Source organism: Thioalkalivibrio sp. XN8, from assembly GCF_011058255.1.
Taxonomy (GTDB): domain Bacteria; phylum Pseudomonadota; class Gammaproteobacteria; order Steroidobacterales; family XN24; genus XN24.
In genome coordinates this window covers 169,112-188,003 of record NZ_JAALFH010000066.1, presented here as the reverse complement: position 1 = coordinate 188,003, position 18,892 = coordinate 169,112, and the positions used below count along the sequence as shown (strand labels likewise).

Here is an 18,892-nt window from a genome sequence, read left to right as displayed (position 1 = left end):
GCCATCCCCGCCGCACGGCCATCGTGGTGCCGGGACGCTGCTTTGGCCGCGCCAAAAAAAGGGCGGCGCCACAGTCACCTGTGACGCCGCCACGTAGCTGCCTGGTCAGGGGGCGCCGGTGGGGCCGGCGCCCGCCAGGATCACTCCTGCTTGTAGTTGGGACCGCCGACGCAATCCACGATGGTGTTGCGGAACACCAGGTGCGGGCCCGGCGCATCCGGCGGCGTGCCGCCCTCTTCCGCCGCGCGGTCGAAGGTTTCCACGTCATTGAAGTTGATGCAACCGCTGTAATCGCCGGAGACGATCGTGTTGTGCACCTGGCCGCGCTTGCCCTCGCGGAAGCGAATGCCCTCGTCCCCGGCAGCCGGGTTGTTCGAGGCGCGGCTCACGGGACCCAGGATGGTCACGTTGGCGAGGAGCTCGAAGGTGATCGGCTCCAGTGCGAAGCGGGAATCGGCCTCGATGCCGTTGTTGCCGCGCGGCGCGCCCTCCTGGATGATCAGGACGTTCTGGGCACCGCCGGTCCAGCCCGAATCGTAGTCGAGGCTGTCGTCGCCGTTGCCCGTCAGCACCAGGTAGCGCACGAACGCGCCGCCACCGAAGAACTCGATGCCGTCATCGAAGCCGCGGTGGATCTGGACGTTCTGGATCTCGGTGTTGCGGCCGACGCCGAACAGGGTGAAGCCGTTGAGCTCGTTGCCCTGGCCGTCGAGGTCGTTGCCGGCATGGCGGATGATCAGGTAGTTGACGTTGCCCGACGAGTCGTCGTCGACGTCGCCGCCATAGTTGCCGATGCCGCCCTCGGCCAGCACGTTGCAGTCCGCGAAGCTGGCGCCGCACTGGTTGCTGCGGGCGCGGCCCATCAGCGCGAAGCCGGCCCACTCGCCCTGCTGGCTGCCGTCGACGTTGGTGCTGGGGTCGCCGTCGAAGCGGCCGCTCAGCTGCTCCAGCGACGTCATGACCACCGGCGCGCTCTGCGTGCCGTTGACCTCGATGGTGGCGCCGCGGGTCACGACCAGGGCTTCCTGCGGCTCGCCGTAGATCAGTGTCCCGGCCTCGATGACCAGGGTCACGTCCACGTCGTTGGCCGGATCGGCATCGTCGCCAAGGCCGACCTTGGTGCCCGGGAAGCCGTCAGCGATGTTGTAGACGTTGTCGTTGGTCAGCGTAATCGTGGCGCCGTCGGTGTCATAGCGCACCGCCAGCGTGCAGACGTCGTAGTCGCCGGTGGCGGCGCTGCCAGTGAACAGCTCGGCCTCGTCGTCCGCCAGCGCGCCGACGAGGTCCGAGAAGGTGCCGGCCAGGGTGGTGCCGGCCGGGCAGTTGCCGTCGGCCACCGGCGCCGAGGTGTTACCGGCGAGCGCAGTGCCCGGCTCGCCGCCCGCGAAGCCCCATACGGCATCGTTGCCGTTGACCCGGATGGTCCAGTCGGCTGTCCACTGCTGGTCGCGAGTGACCCCCGGGGGGAACGCGCCGATGTAGCTGGTGTTGCCGATATAGCTCGGCACCGGCAGCGAGGTCGCGTCCGTCGCGGAGGCCGGGGGCCACTCGGCGGGCGCCGAGAAGCTGGCCGACAAGCGCGCCGGCGAGCCGATCGGCATGCCGGTGCTGTCGATGGCGCCACGCACGTCTTCGGTGTTGTTCAGCGCGGGCGCGGCACTGATGCCGGCGAAGAAATCGCTGAGTGCCCAGGGGTCGTTCACGATGGCGTCGGGCGCCGGGGTCGCGCCGGTGTCACTGGCGCCATCATCCGAGGCCACGCAGCCGAGCAGGGCGCCGTCGGGAATCGGGTCGTTCGGGTTGTCGACGCGGCACGGGCCGGCCGGCTGGCCGCCGACAGTGTCGTCGTCCGGATCGCCCGGATCGACCGGGCCGCCACCGCCGCCGGTGTTATTGATAACCACCGTCACCGGGGGCTGGTTGATCACGATGGACGGGGACCCGGGGCCGAAATCGGACCCGTCGTCGCTATCGCAGCCGGCGATGAACGCCGCACCGGCAATGACAGCGATAAAGGCAGTCTTCTTGGAAAACATATCGGAGATTCCTCCAGCTCTGGACGGGGCTTGGTCAGGTTGATGGTTGGGTTGGGTGTTGCGGTTCATGGATCAAAAGCGGTACTTGAGCGAAGCTGAGTAGGTCCTGCCGGTGCGGTAGCTCCGCTGGATGAAGTCGCCCTGCTCCACCTCGATCCTGCTGTCGAGGAGGTTGCGGGCCTTCAGCCCGAGCACCCAGTTATCGAACAGCGCCTGGGTGTAGTTGAAGTCGAGCTGCGGCGCGGTCTGCTCCTTGGCGTCCTCGACGCCGTTGACGCCGGCCTCCGTGATGCGCTCGCCGAACGCGTTCAGCAGCAGCGCCGCGTCGATCTCGCGCTCAGGATTGCTGTAGCCCAGGGTCAGGTTGGCAACCCAGGGGGACTGGCCCTGGAGGCGCCGCTCGGCGTTGGTCGCCACGCCGATGTCGCTGACGCCGACCGTGACCTCCGAGTCGATCCAGGCGAAGTTGGCCGCCAGGTACATATTGGAGACGATCGGGGTGGCCTCGAACATGCTCGCCATGCTGTAGCGTCCGTCCAGCTCGAGGCCGTAGAGCGTGGCGCTGTCGGCGTTGGCGAAGGAGCGCACCCCGCGGTCGTCCGACCCGCCGCCGATGGTCACGACCTCGATGGGATCCGTAAAGTCCTTGTAGAAGGCCGCGACCGTAAAGCCCTCGTCATTCGACCAGTAGCGCTCGTAGCGCAGATCGAGGTTGAGGATCTCCGCCTGGTCGAGGTTGGGGTTGCCGACGGCCTCGAACCGGGTCTCTGGATCGCGATAGGGCGCGGGCGAAAGCTCGCGGAACTGGGGCCGGTTCAACGTCTGGCTCAACGCTGCGCGCAGCTGACTCTGGTCGTCGATGAACCAGGTGAAGTTCACTGCCGGCAGGATGTCAGTCTCGTCGATGCGACCTTCGCTGATGGCGCCCTGGGCCACCAGGGAGTTGGTCGTCACGGTCAGGTCGGAGGACTCGACCCGGAACCCGGCCTGCAGGCGGTAGTCGCTGCCGATGTAGAAATCGCCCATGAAATAGCCGGCGAGGATGTCGTGCGTGCCCTGGTAGTTGTCGGCGTTCTCGCCCCCGGCGGCGGCCGTGCTGGCGTTCACCAGCTGGAAGCCGTTCGGACCGATCCGCTCGGGGATCAGGATCATCTCCGGCGACGGGAAGACGAAGGTTTCGAAGAAGAACGGGTCGTTCACGCCGGCGCCGGGGGCCAGCGCAAAGCGCCAGCGCACGATCTCGTAGTCGCGGTCACGCTGGGTTGCCGACAAGCCGACTTTCCATTCGCCGCTCCAGTTGCTGAACAGCTCGGCGGGGATGTCGAAGCTGAACCCGGCGTCGAGCGTGTCCTCGTCGAGGTCTTCCCAGCTCCAGACCGGCGGCAGGCCAGCTTCGCCGGGCCCGGTGGCCAGACGGAAGAACTCATCCGAGCCGGCGGGTTTCGAATAGGTGTATTCGCGGGTGGCCGGCTCTTCGCGGTCCGCCGCCGAGAACGACACCTGCCAGTTCGCGATCACGCCGTCGAGCCAGGAGGTTTCATGGCGGCCGCTGAGCTGGTTGGAAAGCAGCTGGGACTCGGACCACTCCAAGGTGACGCTGCGGAAGTCACGCGAGTCGCTGGTGTTGAAGCCCTGCTCCAGGTAGGTGCCGTCGAGCGAGCGGCGCGAGAGCAGGGAGAGAAAATTGATCGTATTGCGGGGGTCGAGCTCGGCGCTGGCGGTCAGCATCGCGCCGGTCGCCACCGTGTTCTCGGTGCGCTGCAGTTCCGAGGTGTCGCCGAACAGCCCGGTGCTGGTGACCGTGGTGAAATCAGCGCGGTCCTCGCGGCGGAACCGCCAGCTGTTGTCGTACTGCAGCGCGAGGATCGCGCCCACCGGCGTGTCGCCCAGGGTGGTGCGGCCGCCCAAGGTACCGGCGAAACCGAAGTCCGGGTCCAGCTCGGAACCCATGATGTTGTAGTTATTCGGCAGCGACTCGGCGACGGCCTCGTTGTCCGCTGCCGAAAGCTGGTTCAGCGGCAGCCGCCCGTTGTTGGTCAGCCGCGCGGCGGTGTCGGGCAGGTCGCGTGCACCGTCGTCGTAGCCCCAGCGGTCGGTGTCGCTGCCCTGGTAGATGAGGCCGCGCTCCCCGGTGGAACGGGTGTTGTAGCCCGTCGAGGCGGAGATGCTGCCTTCGGTCTCATCTGGAATGCCGCGCGTCTGGAGGCGGATCACGCCGGCCGAGAAGTCGGCGGGCAAATCGGGGGAGAAGGTCTTCTGGACGGTAATCCCGCCGATCAGGTCGGTAGGGAAGATGTCGAGGCCGATGGCGCGACGCGAGGGATCCGGGCTGGGAATCTCGGCGCCATTGAGCAGGGTCGTGGAAAAGCGGTCGTTGAGCCCGCGGACCACCGGCAGGTCGCGCTGCACGGTCACGCCCGTTACGCGCTGCAGGGCCCCGGCTGCGGTCGAGTCGCCGGCGATCGCGATCTCCTTCGCCGTGATCACGTCGAGCACCGACTGGGCGGTGCGCTCATTGGCCATGGAGGTGTCCGGGATGTAGCGGCCGGTCACCACCACCTCCTCGATAACGCCGCTCGCGCCCGCCGCAGCGGCGGGACGCATCACCAGGTCGAGCGAGGCGCCGAGGCTGGCCAGGGCGCGGACCTCGCGGAGATTCATGGTGGCAAAGTCCGGATGGGCGACGACGAGCTCGAATTCGCCGCGCGGGAGATCCATGCTGAAGGTGCCGTCGGCCGCCGTGCGCACCTCGACGCCAACTGCCGGGGCGCTGACCGTGGCGTCGGCGAGCGGCTCGCCGAAGGGGTCGTACACGGTGCCGCCGACGGTCGCCCGGCCTTCGCCGCCGCTGAACTGGCGGACCTGGAGGCGGGGCTCGCGGCCAAGACCCATCAGCGTCACCGAGATCTCGGCCGACCGGCCCTCGGCGAGGCTGAAGGGAACTGTAGCAACCACGTTGGTACCACGGCGCAGCAGCAGCTCGTGGGCGCCCGCCGCCACGGCGAAATCGACGGCGCCCGAGGCATCCGTCCGGCCGAGCTCCATCTCGTCCAGCACGACGGCCAGGCCCTCTGCCGGCACGCCGCGATCGAACACGAACACGGTGACGTCGCCGGGGCCGTACTCGACCGCCAAGGCCATGCTCGAGAGCGCGAAGAGCCAGACTGCTGCCAGTAAGCGCATGGTTTACAAACTCCAGATCGATTAATGGATGCTTTTCGTTACGATTTTGCTGCGCGCCACGGCCGCGGCGTGACGCAACCCGGGTGGGCTTGATGGTGCGGCAGTCTAGGGCTGTAACATTACAGCGACGTTACGGCGCGCCGAGGAATTTCAGGATCACCTCTGCAGTGGCCGGGACCGGGGACGCTCAGCCGGCCTGCGCGATCTGCTCGCGCCGCTCCTTTTCCTTGCCGATGTAGTCGATCCACTGGCGCGCAGTAACGGCCAGGCGCTCGTCCGCCGCGGCCTGGCGGAAGTTGCCGACGGCTTCGTCCAGCCGGCCCACGTTGTAGAGCGCCATGCCGACCATGAGGTGCGCGTCGGCGCGGTCATCGATGCCTCGATCGAGCGCGGTACGCGCCGCCCCGAGCGCATCCTCCCAGCGGGACAGGCCGGCGTACTGCTGCGCCAGCCGCAGGTACAGCTCGGGGTCGCCTGACAGGCTGGCGGCCTCCTGCAGCGCCGCAATGGCCTCTTCGTTGTTCATCGCCAGCGTCCAGGCCTGGGACAGCAGGCGGAGGTTGCGGGCCGAACGCTCCACCGCGCCCTTCGCCATGCCGTCCTCCAGGACGCGGGCAGCCTTGTAGGGGACGTCCTGCTGCAGGTACAGCTGCGCCAGCAGCACGAGCTCGCGGTCCTTGTCCAGGTAGCCCTGCTCGTAGGCAATCTCGTACGCCACCAGCTGCTCCCGCTCGCGCCCGGTCTCGCCGTACATCGCAGCAAGCTGCACCCAGTACTCCTGGCGCGGATAATCCGTCAACAGCTGTTCGAGCACGTCCACGACCTGGCCGTAGCGCTCCAGCTCGAAATTCAGCGCCCGCGCCAGCAACAGCCAGTTCTCCTTCGCGGCCGTGCCCTGTTCGCGGGCAAGGCGCATGGCGTTCTCAATCGGCACCAGGGCCTTCTCGACCTGGCCTTGCTGGTAGTAGGCCTGGGACAACAGCACATAGGCGTCGGGACCCGGGTCGGGCACCAGGCGGAACCAGCGCTCCAGGTAGCCCACCGCACCGGCGTAGTCCTCGGTCACGAGGCTGAGCTGTGCTATGCCGTAGAGGGTGCTGACTTCGAGCGCCTCCGGCAGGTCGGGCTGCGACAGGAGGTTGCGATAAGCCTCGATGCTCTTCGCATACTGCTCCTGCGAGTAATAGATGAAGGCGTAGAAGTTGTAGAGCTGCGCGAGCTCGTAGCTGTTGAGGTCGTCGCGTTGCTTGACGCGATCCAGCAGCCGGAGCGCCTCGGCGATATCGCCGGTATCGGCCACCGACTGTGCCTGGCTCAATTCACGGAAGACGCTCTCGCGCATGGCCGGGGTCTTGCGGGTTTGCTGCGCCTGCGCCGCGGCCGCTTCGGGCCAGAGAGCCATGCCGCCCGCGCCGGCCGCGCCGGCCGCGAGCAGCAGGGCAACGGCCAGGGCAGGAAGGTTGCTGCGAGTGCCGCGGTTACTCATGCTCAACGCTCCAGCTGGAAGGTGATGCGGTTCTGCACGCCATGGACCTCGATAGCCTCGCCGTCGACGACGCGGGGCTTGTACTTGAACTTGAGGGCCGCGTTACGCGCCGCTTCCTCGAACATGCCTGGCGGCTCGGCCTCCAGGACACTGACATCGGTCACGGTGCCGGCCCGGGTCACTGTGAACTCCACGACCACGTACCCCTCGATGCCGCGCGCCAAAGCTCGCTGGGGGTACACCGGCGCCACCTTGACGATCGGCAGGTAGTCGCCGTCGCCGCCGCCGAGGCCAATGCCGCCGAGCTGCACGTCGGTAGACACCGGCGCGGCCGCAATGCTGATGCTGTCGGCCACGGGGTCGATGCTGTCGGTGCGCGGCTGCGGCTGGTCCGGCGGCGGCTCGGAAGGCTCCGGCGGCTTTTCCGGCTTGCGGTCCTTCCGCTCCACGACTTCCTCCCGCTGCGCCTGGACGAAGTCGACGAAGTGACGCGTCTGGGATTCATCCAGCTCCCGGTTGCCCATGGCGATCAGCGCCTGCATGGCGATGACCAGCAGCAGCGTGACCAGGAGCCCGGCCGGGACGGCAATGGCATAGCGTCCGAGCATCTGCGGCTAGTCCCCGATCCTCGGTGCCGCGATCGCCACGTCATAGACTCCGGCCATGCGCGCGGAGTCCATCACGCCGAGCAGCACTTCCGTTCTCGAGTCCTTGTCCGCCTGGATAACCACCGTGCCCTGCGGGTTCTCCGCGTGCAGCCGCTCGATATTGGCGCGCACCGCGCGCGCATCGACCTGGCGACGGTCGATCCAGATCTTGTCGTTGGCGTCGATGGCGATGAGGATGTTCGCCTTGTCCTTGGGCTCCGAGGTAGCTGCCTCGGGCTTGTTGACGTCGATCCCCGCTTCCTTGACAAAGGAAGCGGTCACGATGAAGAAGATCAGCATGATGAACACCACGTCCAGCATGGGCGTGATGTTGATCTCCTGATCCTCCTCTTCCTGCCCGAAGGTGGCAAAGCGTTGGCGCATGGGTTGCTCCCTAGATATCCATCGTCAGGCTGTCGCGCAGCTTCTCGACGGAGCGATCCGCCTTGCGCGCCAGTGTGGTCCCGGCAAACACGCCGGACAGCGCACCGACCATCCCGGCCATTGTCGGCACGGTCGCCATGGCTACCCCGGCGGCCATCGAGCGGGCGTTGCCGGTGCCCGAGACGGCCATGACTTCGAACACCGCGATCATCCCGGTGACCGTGCCCAGCAGGCCGAGCAGCGGACACAGCGCGACCAGCGTCTTGATCATCGGGATGCCCGCCGTGGCTTCGAGCTTGAATCGCGACACCAGGGCGTCCCGGATCTGGTGGGCATTCCAGGACTCCCGTTCCGGCCGTGCGGCCCAGCGCTCGCGCACCGCGCGCTCCATCTCGCGGCGACGGCGGCTGAAGAACATGAACCGCTCGACGATCAGCACCCACATGGCGAAGATCACGAACACAATCAGGACCAGCACGTCGCCGCCGAGCTCCAGGAAGTCCCGGATCGCAACGTAGCCGTCAAACAGCATCTGCATGACCGTTCCCGCCGCGCATTCAGGCCCGCATCGCAACGGCAGACATGGCCGGCCCGTGGCCGTCGCCGCCGAGCTCCTCCGCCCGCTCCGCCACTACGCCGGCGGCCTGCTCCTGCAGGATATGCTGGATGCGCCGGGCGCGGCCGTTCACCAGCGTGTGCAGGAACACCACCGGGATCGCCACCACGAGTCCCAGCACCGTGGTTACCAGCGCCTGGGAAATGCCGCCGGCCATGAGCTTGGGGTCGCCCGTGCCGAACAGCGTGATGGCCTGGAAGGTGACGATCATGCCCGTCACCGTGCCCAGCAGGCCGAGCAGCGGCGCCACGATCGAGATGATCTTCAGGAACAGCACCCCGCGATTCAACGCCGGCATTTCATGCAGCATCGCCTCGCCGAGCTTGAGCTCCAGGGTTTCCGTGTCGCGCCCGGCGTTCTGCTGCGCGACCAGCAGCAGCCGTCCCAGGGGGTTGCCGCTGTCGGGGGCGGAAGCATTGAGCTGGGCCGAGACCTTGCGGCTGGCGAGCCCCAGCGAAATGAGTCGCTCGGCCGCCAGGAGCAGCGCCAGGATGCCCAGGCCGATAATCACGTAGCCGACCACGCCGCCCTGCTGGATACGCTCCACCAAGTTGGGCTTCTCGGTCAGCAGGCCGAGAATCTGGCCCCGTGTCGGATCCACGGCGAAGGGCACCATCGTGTCCTCGCCGACAGCCGCAAACAAATTACCGGCCGAGCGCGTGAAGCGGGCCCGCTCCGGCTGGCGCGGCATCACCGCGACGTTCCCGGTCTCGGGCGTGAACTGCAGGAACTTGTCTCCGGCGATGATATTGAAGGCGCCGACCCGGACGATCTCCTCCTGTACGCGGGTGCCGTCGAGCGCGAAGATCTCGGTGGGGAAGCGCAGCACCCGGCCCTGTTCGGTCATCTCGCGTTGCAGCTCGAACCACAGCCGCTCGAGATCGTCGATCGAGGCCAGCTGCGAACTCGAACTCATCTTGGCGGTCAAGCCTTGCAGAAAATCGGTGCGGTCAGGGTACTGGATATTGATGATCGAGTTCTCGAACAGGCCCTGGGTGTCGCTGGAGACCAGCTGCAGCACGCCGAACAGCTCCTTCAGCGAGCCCAGGCGCCGGTTGAGCGCCTCCTCCAGCTCGGCGACGCGAGCCTCGTTGGCCTCGTACTCACCTTCGAGCCGCTCGCTCTCGGCCTCGAGGGCCCCGCGCTCGGCGCGCGCCTCCTGCAACAGCCGCTCCTGGTCTGCCTGCGCTGCACGGAACTCGGCCTCACGCTGCTGGAACTCCCGGCGATCCTGCACCTGGCCCTGCTCCACCCGCTGGAGCAGCTCGGCCAGCGAAGGCGCCTGTTCCTGGGCGACTGCCGGGGCAGCCAGCATGCCGGCGCTGAGCGCGACGGCCACGATCTTCAGTCGGTTCATGAGCCAACCCTCGGGGCGGGGACGGGCAGCAGCAGCAGGTCGGGCGCGACCTGCTTGTTGGCCACCCTGATTCCCATGCGGACCTGGTTGCGAGCCGCGGCGGAATCCAGCACCTGCCACTGCCCGACGTGGGGGTTCCAGACGCCGGTACGGGCGGCGTCGGCACTCTGGTAATAGAGCCCGATCCGGCCGACGCGCAGGAAATTCACCTCGCGCAGGCCGCCGTCGAGCTCGAGCGTACCCTCATAGGCCAGCACCGTCCGGCCGTAATCCATCTCGATCTGGTAGGCCTCGGTGACGCGCCGGAATTTTTCGGCGACGGTCACGTCGGCGCGCTCCATCAGCTCGTGCAGGCCCCGCACGCGCTCTTCCCGCTCTTCCAGCAGGAACGGCACGTCCAGGGCGATGAACTGCTCCAGGCCGTCGATCATCCGGATCATCAGCGGCGTGATCTGGCGCTCGATGACCGTGACCTGGTCGATGGCGGCACCGAGTTCCTCGATCTCGTTGATCTGGCCGGAGATCTGGGTGTTCATCAAGCCGTTGTAGACCTCCAGGCCTTCAATCTCCTTCAGCGCGGTCCGGTACTGGTCCTCGAGCGTGCGGGTCGACTCGACGATGTCGTCCACCCGGTCCTGGGCGGCCTGGGCGACGCGCACGCGCTCGGCCCCCTTGCGGATGACGCTGTCCACCTCGGCGCCCAGCACGAGCGACGGGCAGGTCGACGCTGCGAGCAAGACGCCCGCTAGCATGAATGAATTCAAAGTACTGGCTCGAGATCGCATGTCAGCTCCCGGGGTCATGAGGGCGCAGGTGCGCCGCCGCGGAGACGGCTAGAGGTCGAAAGCAGGAGAGGCCGCGCCGGTGACGGGCTGGCCTGCCTGGTTTCGTTGCGTGGCTGCGATACTAGGCGGGAAATGTTGCAGTAATGTTGCAGGCGGCCGGACGCGGTGCTCTTGAAGAGGAACCCGCAGCTAGCGCGGCTCCGCCAGCCAGCGCAGGAATGCCCGGCGTTCGTCCTCGCTGGCCTGATGCCACCAGCTCTTCATAAGGTCCAGCCAGCTCCCCTCCGGCGTGGGCGCAGAAGCGCTCTCCAGGGCGGCTTCCGGCACCGTCGTTGCCGTCGCCGCAGGCGCGGTCGCGGAACTGGACAGCGGTGCCACGGCCTGGCTTCCGCCACCGTCGCCGGAGGGCACCAGCACGTCGTCGAAGGCGAATGCGGAGGCGAGCCCGCCGCGAAACCGCAGGCCACTGGCCTGTGAAGGAGTCCGTTCCCCCGCGGCAAGATCCTCGATCCAGCCGTGAAAATCGGCCGCCAGCCCACGCGCCGACTCGAGGTTCTCAGGCCGCTGGTAATCCATGCGATAGCGGCCGCCTGCGGCGGCCTCCAGTTCGAACAGGACCGGATCGGAACGCAGGATCTCATGCTGCTCTCCCAGGGCCCACAACTCGCGGTAGAAGGCGAGGATCTCGTAGCGGCCCGGCGCGAGTTCCAGGGTCCGGTCCCCGCTGGTCAGCATGCCGCTGGCGCCCTCGATTTCGACCCCGTTGACGCGGGCGACCTCGAGCTGTTCCGGCAACACCAGTGTCGCCACCTCGTCCGCCGGTACCGCATTGTCGTGGAGGACGATCGGGCCGCTCGCGCAACCGGCGAACAGCACGGCGAGCAGCATCAGCGCGAGCGACAGGGACCTCTGCATGGCGTGGAACTCCGGCTCGGATGAAGACGGAACGGAAGCCTATCACAGCGCCCGGCAGCGGGCGGTCCGGCCGGATGACGCGGCGCCACCGTGGCCGCAGGGTCAGCTCCGGGCATAGAAATGCTCGTCGTAGAGCCGCACCCAGTCGGGGCGATAGACGATCAGCATGCTGGCCAGGGCCCCGTTGATGAAGGCCTCCGGGAACAGCACCAGGGGCAGGAAGCTCCACAACGCGACGCCGGGGCCGCTCGGCAATGGCTGGCCCGCCGTCAGCAGGAGCGCACTGGCCGCCAGCCAGGTGACGAGCAGCGCGCTGCCGGCGCCGAAGAAACCGCACACGAAGATGAAGATGAAGGGATTGCGCGGCAGCCGGAAGCGGGCCGCCCAGGCCACGAGCCAGCTCGCGGAAGCCGGCAGCACGCCGCTCAACAGCCAGTTCACGGGCGCGATTCCCGGGGCCACGTTGCCGCTCACGACCAGCGCCGCCTCCGCCAGGGCAGCCGCCACGAGCGCCAGTCGCCAGCCCAGCAAGAGCGTCGCGAGCGGCGTGCCGAGAACATGTACCGACACGCCGGGGTCGACCCGCGCGCTGACGCTCCACAATACGGCCAGCGCCACGGCAGTACCCAACAGGAGGTGCAGCCGCTCCGGATGGCCGCGCAGCGCGCCGAGGCCGCGCAAGGCCGGCAGCAGCATGACCGCAAGGCCCCAGGTCCACGGCAGCGCATGGGGGGGCAGCAGTTGCGGCTCGAATTGCATCGTGGCGGGTCGGATCCTGGCCGGGCAAGAAAAGCTGCCCGGCGGGCGCGGCCCGCCGGGCAGTCGCTATTGTACGCGGCGTCGCGCTCAGGGCCGCGCGACCACGCGCTCCTCATCGCGCTCCAACCGGATCTCGACCCGCCGCTGCAGTGCCCAGCCGTCGGGGTCAGTCATCACCTCCCCGTCCGCCGTCGCGCCATGGCCGGCGAGGCGAATCCGGCTGGCCGGGATGCCCGCCGCCACCAGCCGGTCGCGAATCGCCGCGGCACGGGCCTCGGACAGCGCCAGGTTGTGCTCGTCGGCGCCGCGCGGATCGGCATAGCCGTCGAGTCGCACCTCGAGGCCCGGCACCGCCGCAATCAGCAGCGCCAGCGCTGCCAGGCTGTCGTCCGCGGTCGCCGGCGGCTCGGCGCTGTCAGTCCTGAAGCCCACGCTGAAGGCCAGGCCGTCGGCCAGCTCGGAGACATCCGGGCGCGCGGCCGCCAGCCGCCGCTCGTGCTCGAGATGCCGGTCGAGTTCGGTCACCCGCGCCTGCAGGCCGCTGCGCTCTGCCGCGAGCCGGTCCCGCTCCCGGGCCAGGTTCGCGGTCTCCGCCTCGAGTTCGCCGTTGCGACGCGCCTCGAGCTCACGCTCGGTGGCGATGCCGCCCAGCGTCATGCCGGCGATGGCGCCCGGCGGCCCGCCGACGACCGCGCCGAGTACGCCGCCCACCACGATCCCGATGCTGGTTGCGCCCTGCCCGCTCTCCGGCGTGGCGGCACCGGCCGGCGTGGCGGCAGCGGCGAGGGCCGCCAGCGCGGCCAGTACGATGAATTTCCTGCTCATGCTCGATCCTCCGTTACAGCTGCGGACGGGATGTCCGCCGCGGGGAGTCATTGCACTCCCCGGGACGGGCATCCCCCGGGCATCGCCATGGCGAATGGAGGATCAATCCGGGCAGATCATGGCGCCGGCTCAGGCGCCGCGGGATCACGATACGCTCCGAGACGGCCCTTGAGCCTGAGTTCCTCGACCAGGCAGTACAGCACCGGCACGGTGAACAGGCTCAGCAGCACCATCATCATGCCGCCGACGCTGGGCAGCGCCATCGGGATCATGATGTCGGAGCCGCGCCCGGTGGAGGTCAGCACGGGCAGCAGCGCCAGCACGGTCGTGGCAGTGGTCATGAGGCAGGGCCGCAGCCGGCGCAGGCCCGCCGCCACGGTGGCGGCGCGCAGGTCGGCAACACTCCGGGTGCGGCGCTGCTCGAAGCTCTGCCGCAGGTAGGTCGCCAGCACCACGCCGTTGTCTACGGCGATGCCGAACAGGGCCAGGAAGCCGACCCACACCGCCACGCTCAGGTTCACGGTGCCCATGCCGAACAGCTCCCGCAGGTTGGCGCCGAGCACGCTGAAATCGGCGAACCATGGCTGGCCGTACAGCCAGACCAGGATGAAGCCGCCCGCCCAGGCCAGGGCGATGCTGCTGAAGACCACCAGCGTGGTCGCCACCCGGCGGAACTGGAAGTAGAGGATGAGGAAGATCACCAGGAGGGCGCCCGGCACCACCACCGACAACGTCTGCATCGCGCGCAGCTGGTTCTCGTAGTTGCCGGCGAAGCGCCAGCTCACGCCGCTGGGCACCACCAGCCGGCCGGCCTCGATGGCCGCAGCGAGATGCGCCTGGGCCTGCTCGACCACCTCCACCTCGGCAACGCCGGGCTGGCCGCCGAAGGTCACGTAGGCCGTCAGGAAGGTATTCTCGCTGCGGATCATCTGCGGGCCCCGGGTGTAGCTGACCGTGGCGAGTTCGCGCAGCGGCACCTGGGTCCCGTCGGGCGCGGCCACCAGCACGCTCTCGAGCTCGTCGATCTCGGTGCGCAGCTCGCGCGGATAGCGCACCCGCACGGGGTAGCGCTCGCGGCCTTCCACCGTGGTCGTGACCGTGCGGCCGCCGATCGCGACCGTGACCACTTCCTGGACGTCCGCGACCCTGAGGCCGTAGCGGGCGATGGCCACGCGGTCGATGTCGATCTCCAGGTAAGGCTTGCCGACCACGCGCTCTGCGCTGACCGTCTCGGCCCGGATCGCGGGCACCTCGCGCAGCTCGCGCTCCAGCTCGATGGCGACCGCTTCCATGGTGGCCAGGTCCGGCGCGCGCACCTTGAGCCCCATGGGCGCCCGCATGCCGGTCTGCAGCATCACCAGGCGGGTCTCGATGGGTTGCAGCTTCGGCGCCGAGGTGACCCCGGGCAGCTGGGCGGCCGCGACGATCTCGTCCCAGATGTCCTGTGGGCTCCTGATGTGGTCGCGCCACTGCCGGTAGGGGCGGCCCTCCTCGTCCAGAGCGTACTCGGGCTTGTAGTGGATGATGCTCTCGATCATCGAGATCGGCGCCGGGTCGAGCGCCGTTTCGGCGCGGCCGAGCTTGCCGGCCACCAGCTCGACCTCCGGCACCGACAGGATCGCCTGGTCCTGGTACTTGAGCACCTCCAGCACCTCGCCGATGGAAGCGTGCGGCATGGTGGTGGGCATCCACAGGAAGGCCCCCTCGTCGAGGGGCGGCATGAACTCCCGCCCGAGGCCGGGGAAGGCGTGGCTCGCGGCCTGCCAGGGCCGGCTGTCGCGGAGCCCGCGCGGATCGAGGCCGACAGCCTGCGCCGCGGCCGGCACCACGCCGAAGGTGCGGTCGAAGCCCAGCCAGGTGGTCAGGCCGAGCAGCAGCACCAGCACCGGCACGGTGGAGAACGCCAGCTTGTGGGCCAGGCACCAGCGCAGCACCGGGCCATAGACCAGCAGCAGCAGCCAGAAACTGCCCAGCACGCCGCCGACGACCAGGCCGACGAACAGCAGGTTCCGCAACCGGCCCGCCTCGGGGCCCAGCGGTTCCCAGATCACGCCGAGCCACCACCACACCACGAGCGCGCCGACGACGCTGGCCAGGTACGGGCCGGCGCGTCGCAGGATCGCCCCGGCCCGGGCCCGCCCGGCGGCGAGCGCCGGGGCCCGCCGCTCGAGCCGGTCGCCCCACAGCCGCCATGCGGTCGCGGCCAGCAGCAGCAGCGCCAGCACCGTCACCACCATCCAGCCGGCCCACAACGCGGCGAGCGCCAGCACCGCGGCGGCGACAGCCAGGCCGAACAGCAGCGCCCGCGCCAGTGCCGGCGCCAGCGGGCGGTCCCGGCCCGCGATGAACACGTGGGCCGCGGCCGGCACCACGGTGAGCGTCAGCAGCATCGCTCCGAGCAGGACGAAGGTCTTGGTGAAGGCCAGCGGCACGAACATCTTGCCCTCGGCCCCGGTCATGGTGAACACGGGCAGGAAACTGATGACGGTGGTGCTCAGGGCCGCCAGGATGGCCGAGGCGACCTCCGAGGTGGCCCGGAACACGACCTCGATGCGCGGCTCGTCCGGCGGCGCCTCCTGCAGGTGCTTCAGCACGTTCTCCGTGACGATCACGCTCATGTCGACGATGGTGCCGATGGCAATGGCGATGCCGGCCAGCGCCACGATATTGGCGTCCACGCCCGCCAGTTTCATCATGATGAAGCCGAACAGCACTGCCAGCGGCAGCGCGGCGCTGATCACCAGCGCCGCGCGCAAGTGCAGCAACATGACGATCACCACCAGCACCGTCACCAGGACCTGCTGCACCAGCGCCTCGTTGAGCGTGCCCAGCGTCTCGTAGATGAGGCCCGTGCGATCGTAGAAGGACACGATCTCCAGCTGGCTCAGGTCGACCCACTCCGGCCACTGCGCCGCCGGCGTCGCGCGCAGCCACTGCTGCCAGGCGTCCTGGTCGAGTCCGGCCCCGACGAACGCGTCGAGGCCCTGCTCCCGGGCGAAGCGCTCCACTTCGGCGCGGCTAGTCCGCGTCCAGTCGATGACCGCCTTGGCCGGCAGCCCCGGGGCGAGCTCCTCGATCTGCGCCTTGACGTTCTGGATCGCCTGCAGGGGGTTGTAGTTCTCCCGCACGATCACGACGCCGCCCACGGCTTCGGCGCCCCCGATGGTCAGCGCCCCGCGGCGCTGGGCCGGGCCGAACTGCACCGTGGCCACGTCACGCACGCGCACCGGCACCCGGTCGGGACCGACCCGGACCACCGCCTCCTCCAGGTCGGCCAGCGACTCGATGAAGCCGAGGCCGCGGACCAGGTACTCCACGCTGTTGATCTCGACCACGCGCGCGCCCACGTCGAGATTGCTCTGGCGCACGGCGGCGAAGACCTGCTGCAGCGTCACGCCGTTGGCCCGCAGGGCGTCGGGATCGACGTCAACCTGGTACTCGCGCACATAGCCGCCGATCGAAGCGACCTCGCTGATGCCTTCCGCCGCCAGCAGGCCGTAGCGCACGTACCAGTCCTGCACGCTGCGCAGCTCGTCGAGGTCCCAGCCGCCGAGCGGCTGCCCGTCGCGGCCGCGGCCCTCCAGCGTGTACCAGTACACCTGGCCCAGGGCGGTCGCGTCGGGCCCGAGCGCCGGGCTGACGCCCTCCGGCAGCAATCCCGCGGGCAGGCTGCTCAGCTTCTCGAGGATGCGCGAGCGCGACCAGTAGAACTCGATGCCCTCCTCGAAGATCAGGAAGATCATTGAGAAGCCGAACAGCGAGCTGCTGCGCACCTCCTTGACGCCCGGCACGCCAAGCAAGGCGACGGTCAGCGGATACGTCACCTGGTCGTCGATGTCCTGCGGCGAGCGGCCCGGCCATTCGGTGAACACGATCTGCTGGTTCTCGCCGAGATCGGGAATGGCATCGACCGGCACCGGCGCGCGCGGCAATGCACCCAGCTTCCAGTCGAAGGGCGCCACGGCCACGCCTCCGACCACCAGCGCCAGCACCAGCAGCGCCACCACGAGCTTCTGCTCGAGAAAGAAGCGGATGATCCCGTCGAGCGGGGCGCGCGGGGCGCTCATGACCCGTTCTCGCCGGCCGCCTCAGCGGGCACCAGCGTCTCGGCCACCCAGCCGCAGCGGAGCATCGCGGCGCCATAGTAGGGGTTGGCGATCTGCTCCTCGTCCTGCAGCCAGAAGCCGTCGCGTCCCTGCACCATCGGGCAGACGGCGCGATACACCGGCCCGGTGCCCGCCACGCCGAAGGCCAGCACGGCGCTGGTCAGCGCATCGCTGAAGGTCTCGAAGGACCGGCGCTGCGGCGCCAGCTCCGCAGCCTGCGCCACGCCGGCCAGCCCGCGGTGCATGCTGGCGGCGAGCTCGTTCCAGTGCTCCCGCGCCGCCGGCGCTCCCAGCACCGTCGCGTCCGCCTCGTGCAGCACGGCATCCACCGCCAGCGCCGCGTCGCGGGCCGCGGCCGGGTCGTCGTCGGCCAGCGCCTGGACCAGCGCGAACTGCGCGGTCACCAGCCGGCCCACGTCATGTTGGAACGCCTCGGGCGCCGCGCCGTGGTCGTGCCCGGGCGGCATGCCGCCCTCCGGCTGCATCATGCTCGGGCGCCCGCGGAGCTGGAGCTCCGCGTCGATCCGGAAAGCCCCGTTGGCGACCACGAGCTCGCCCTCGCTCAGCCCCGACCGCACCACGTACCAGTCGCCGGCTTTCGGCCCGAGCAACACGTCGCGCGCCTCGTAGGTCGGGCGGTCGGCCGCGGGCTGCTGCACGTACACCACCGCGCGCTTGCCGGTGAGCAAGGGCGCGGACGCCGGCACGAGCAAGGGCGCTGTCGTCGCGTCTTCGCCCTGCTCCGGATCGCCCGCGGCGACCGTGCCGCGGACGAGCATGCCGGGTTTCAGGCGGCCGGCGCTGTTGTCGATTTCGACGCGAACTGCGGCGGTGCGCTTGCGCGGGTCGAGCGTGGGGTCGATAAAAGTGATGTTGCCGCTGAACTCCTCGCCGGGATAGCTCTGCGTGGTGAAGCGCGCCTCCTGTCCGACCTGCAGCCAGCGCAGGTCCGACTCGTAGACCTCGAGCTGCGCCCACAAACGCGACAGGTCGGCCAGGCGATAGATCGGCTCGCCGGTCGCGACGTAGTCGCCGACCGCCACCAGGCGCTCGAGGACCACGCCGCCGACCGGCGCCGGCAGGGTCACGTAGTCCTCGACGGTGCCGCGGCGCTCGAGCTCCGCCACCTGCGCGTCGGCCAGGCCGAGCAGCCGCAACCGGTCGCGCGCGGCCTCGACCGTCCTCTGGGTCGCCTCGAGCACGATGCCGATGCCGTCCGCCTCGAGTTCCCGCGCGGCCCGGATCGCGTGCAGCAGCTCCTCCTGCGCGGCAATCAGCCTGGGGCTGAACACGCGGGCCATGGGCTGGCCGGCGTCCACCTCGGCGCCGGTGAAGTCCACGTGCAGCCAGTCGAGCCGGCCGGGGACCCAGGCCGCAATGGTGCGCAGCCGGGTTTCGTCGTATTCCAGCAGGCCGACCACCGGCACGCTCACGCTGGCGGCCTGGCGGATCACCGGCTGCACCTCCACCTGCATCAGGGCGGCCGCGCGCGGTGAGACGGCGAGTCGCGGCAAGTCGCCGCCCGCGGCGTCGTCGGCCTCGTCCGTCGGCACCGGGATCAGGTCCATGCCGCAGATCGGGCACGGGGCATCGGGATCGGTGCTGCGCACCTGCGGATGCATGGAGCAGGTGTAGACCACGGGTTCCGCGGCGTCGGCTCCGGCCGTCGCCGCCGAGTGCCCGGGGGCCGGCCCCGGCTCGCCGCCCAGCCACGCGGCCACGACGTACCCGCCCAGCAGTCCGCCGAGCACCAGCAGGGGATAAAGAATCCTGGGGGATAGACCACGCATGGC

At 69.2% G+C, this 18,892-nt stretch carries 13 protein-coding genes; all 13 read right to left on the bottom strand.

Annotated elements, in window-relative coordinates; translation table 11 throughout:
• Positions 1-140 precede the first annotated feature (140 nt).
• The 13 genes from G6N75_RS11940 to G6N75_RS11880 all read right to left on the bottom strand — a co-directional run bounded on the left by G6N75_RS11940 (position 141) and on the right by G6N75_RS11880 (position 18,889).
• Positions 141-2,036 carry a hypothetical protein gene (locus tag G6N75_RS11940; protein WP_165348589.1) on the bottom strand — a complete coding sequence of 632 codons (1,896 nt, stop codon included), beginning with the start codon at positions 2,034-2,036 and terminating at the stop codon, positions 141-143.
• A 72-nt stretch (positions 2,037-2,108) separates the two neighbouring features.
• Positions 2,109-5,219, bottom strand: a complete 3,111-nt coding sequence (locus tag G6N75_RS11935; RefSeq protein ID WP_165348588.1) for a TonB-dependent receptor — start codon at positions 5,217-5,219, stop codon at positions 2,109-2,111.
• 187 nt (positions 5,220-5,406) lie between these two features.
• Positions 5,407-6,705, bottom strand: a complete 1,299-nt coding sequence (locus G6N75_RS11930; RefSeq protein WP_165348587.1) for a tetratricopeptide repeat protein — start codon at positions 6,703-6,705, stop codon at positions 5,407-5,409.
• Positions 6,706-6,707: 2 nt separating this feature from the next.
• Positions 6,708-7,313, bottom strand: coding sequence for an energy transducer TonB (locus tag G6N75_RS11925; protein WP_165348586.1), 606 nt, complete (start codon positions 7,311-7,313; stop codon positions 6,708-6,710).
• 6 nt (positions 7,314-7,319) lie between these two features.
• Complete coding sequence (locus G6N75_RS11920) at positions 7,320-7,736, bottom strand: biopolymer transporter ExbD (RefSeq protein WP_165348585.1); 417 nt, start codon at positions 7,734-7,736, stop codon at positions 7,320-7,322.
• Between the two features lie 10 nt (positions 7,737-7,746).
• Entirely contained in the window at positions 7,747-8,274 is a 528-nt protein-coding gene (locus G6N75_RS11915; protein ID WP_165348584.1) for a MotA/TolQ/ExbB proton channel family protein, read from the bottom strand.
• A 19-nt stretch (positions 8,275-8,293) separates the two neighbouring features.
• The gene (locus G6N75_RS11910) at positions 8,294-9,709 is read right to left on the bottom strand and encodes a MotA/TolQ/ExbB proton channel family protein (protein WP_165348583.1); all 1,416 of its coding nucleotides are present in this window, start codon (positions 9,707-9,709) and stop codon (positions 8,294-8,296) included.
• Positions 9,706-10,461: a DUF3450 domain-containing protein gene (locus G6N75_RS11905; protein WP_165348582.1), complete on the bottom strand. Its 756-nt coding sequence runs from the start codon at positions 10,459-10,461 to the stop codon at positions 9,706-9,708. The genes G6N75_RS11910 and G6N75_RS11905 overlap by 4 nt, the downstream gene beginning before the upstream one ends.
• A gap of 222 nt (positions 10,462-10,683) precedes the next feature.
• Positions 10,684-11,409 carry a DUF2057 family protein gene (locus tag G6N75_RS11900; protein ID WP_165348581.1) on the bottom strand — a complete coding sequence of 242 codons (726 nt, stop codon included), beginning with the start codon at positions 11,407-11,409 and terminating at the stop codon, positions 10,684-10,686.
• Between the two features lie 102 nt (positions 11,410-11,511).
• Positions 11,512-12,168: an energy-coupling factor ABC transporter permease gene (locus G6N75_RS11895; protein ID WP_165348580.1), complete on the bottom strand. Its 657-nt coding sequence runs from the start codon at positions 12,166-12,168 to the stop codon at positions 11,512-11,514.
• A gap of 87 nt (positions 12,169-12,255) precedes the next feature.
• On the bottom strand, positions 12,256-12,993 hold the full coding sequence (locus G6N75_RS11890; RefSeq protein ID WP_165348579.1) for an OmpA family protein: 738 nt from the start codon (positions 12,991-12,993) through the stop codon (positions 12,256-12,258).
• Positions 12,994-13,109: 116 nt separating this feature from the next.
• Positions 13,110-17,060: an efflux RND transporter permease subunit gene (locus tag G6N75_RS11885; protein ID WP_165348578.1), complete on the bottom strand. Its 3,951-nt coding sequence runs from the start codon at positions 17,058-17,060 to the stop codon at positions 13,110-13,112.
• The gene (locus G6N75_RS11880) at positions 17,057-18,889 is read right to left on the bottom strand and encodes an efflux RND transporter periplasmic adaptor subunit (RefSeq protein ID WP_165348577.1); all 1,833 of its coding nucleotides are present in this window, start codon (positions 18,887-18,889) and stop codon (positions 17,057-17,059) included. Before G6N75_RS11880 ends, G6N75_RS11885 begins: the two co-directional genes overlap by 4 nt.
• Positions 18,890-18,892: the final 3 nt, after the last annotated feature.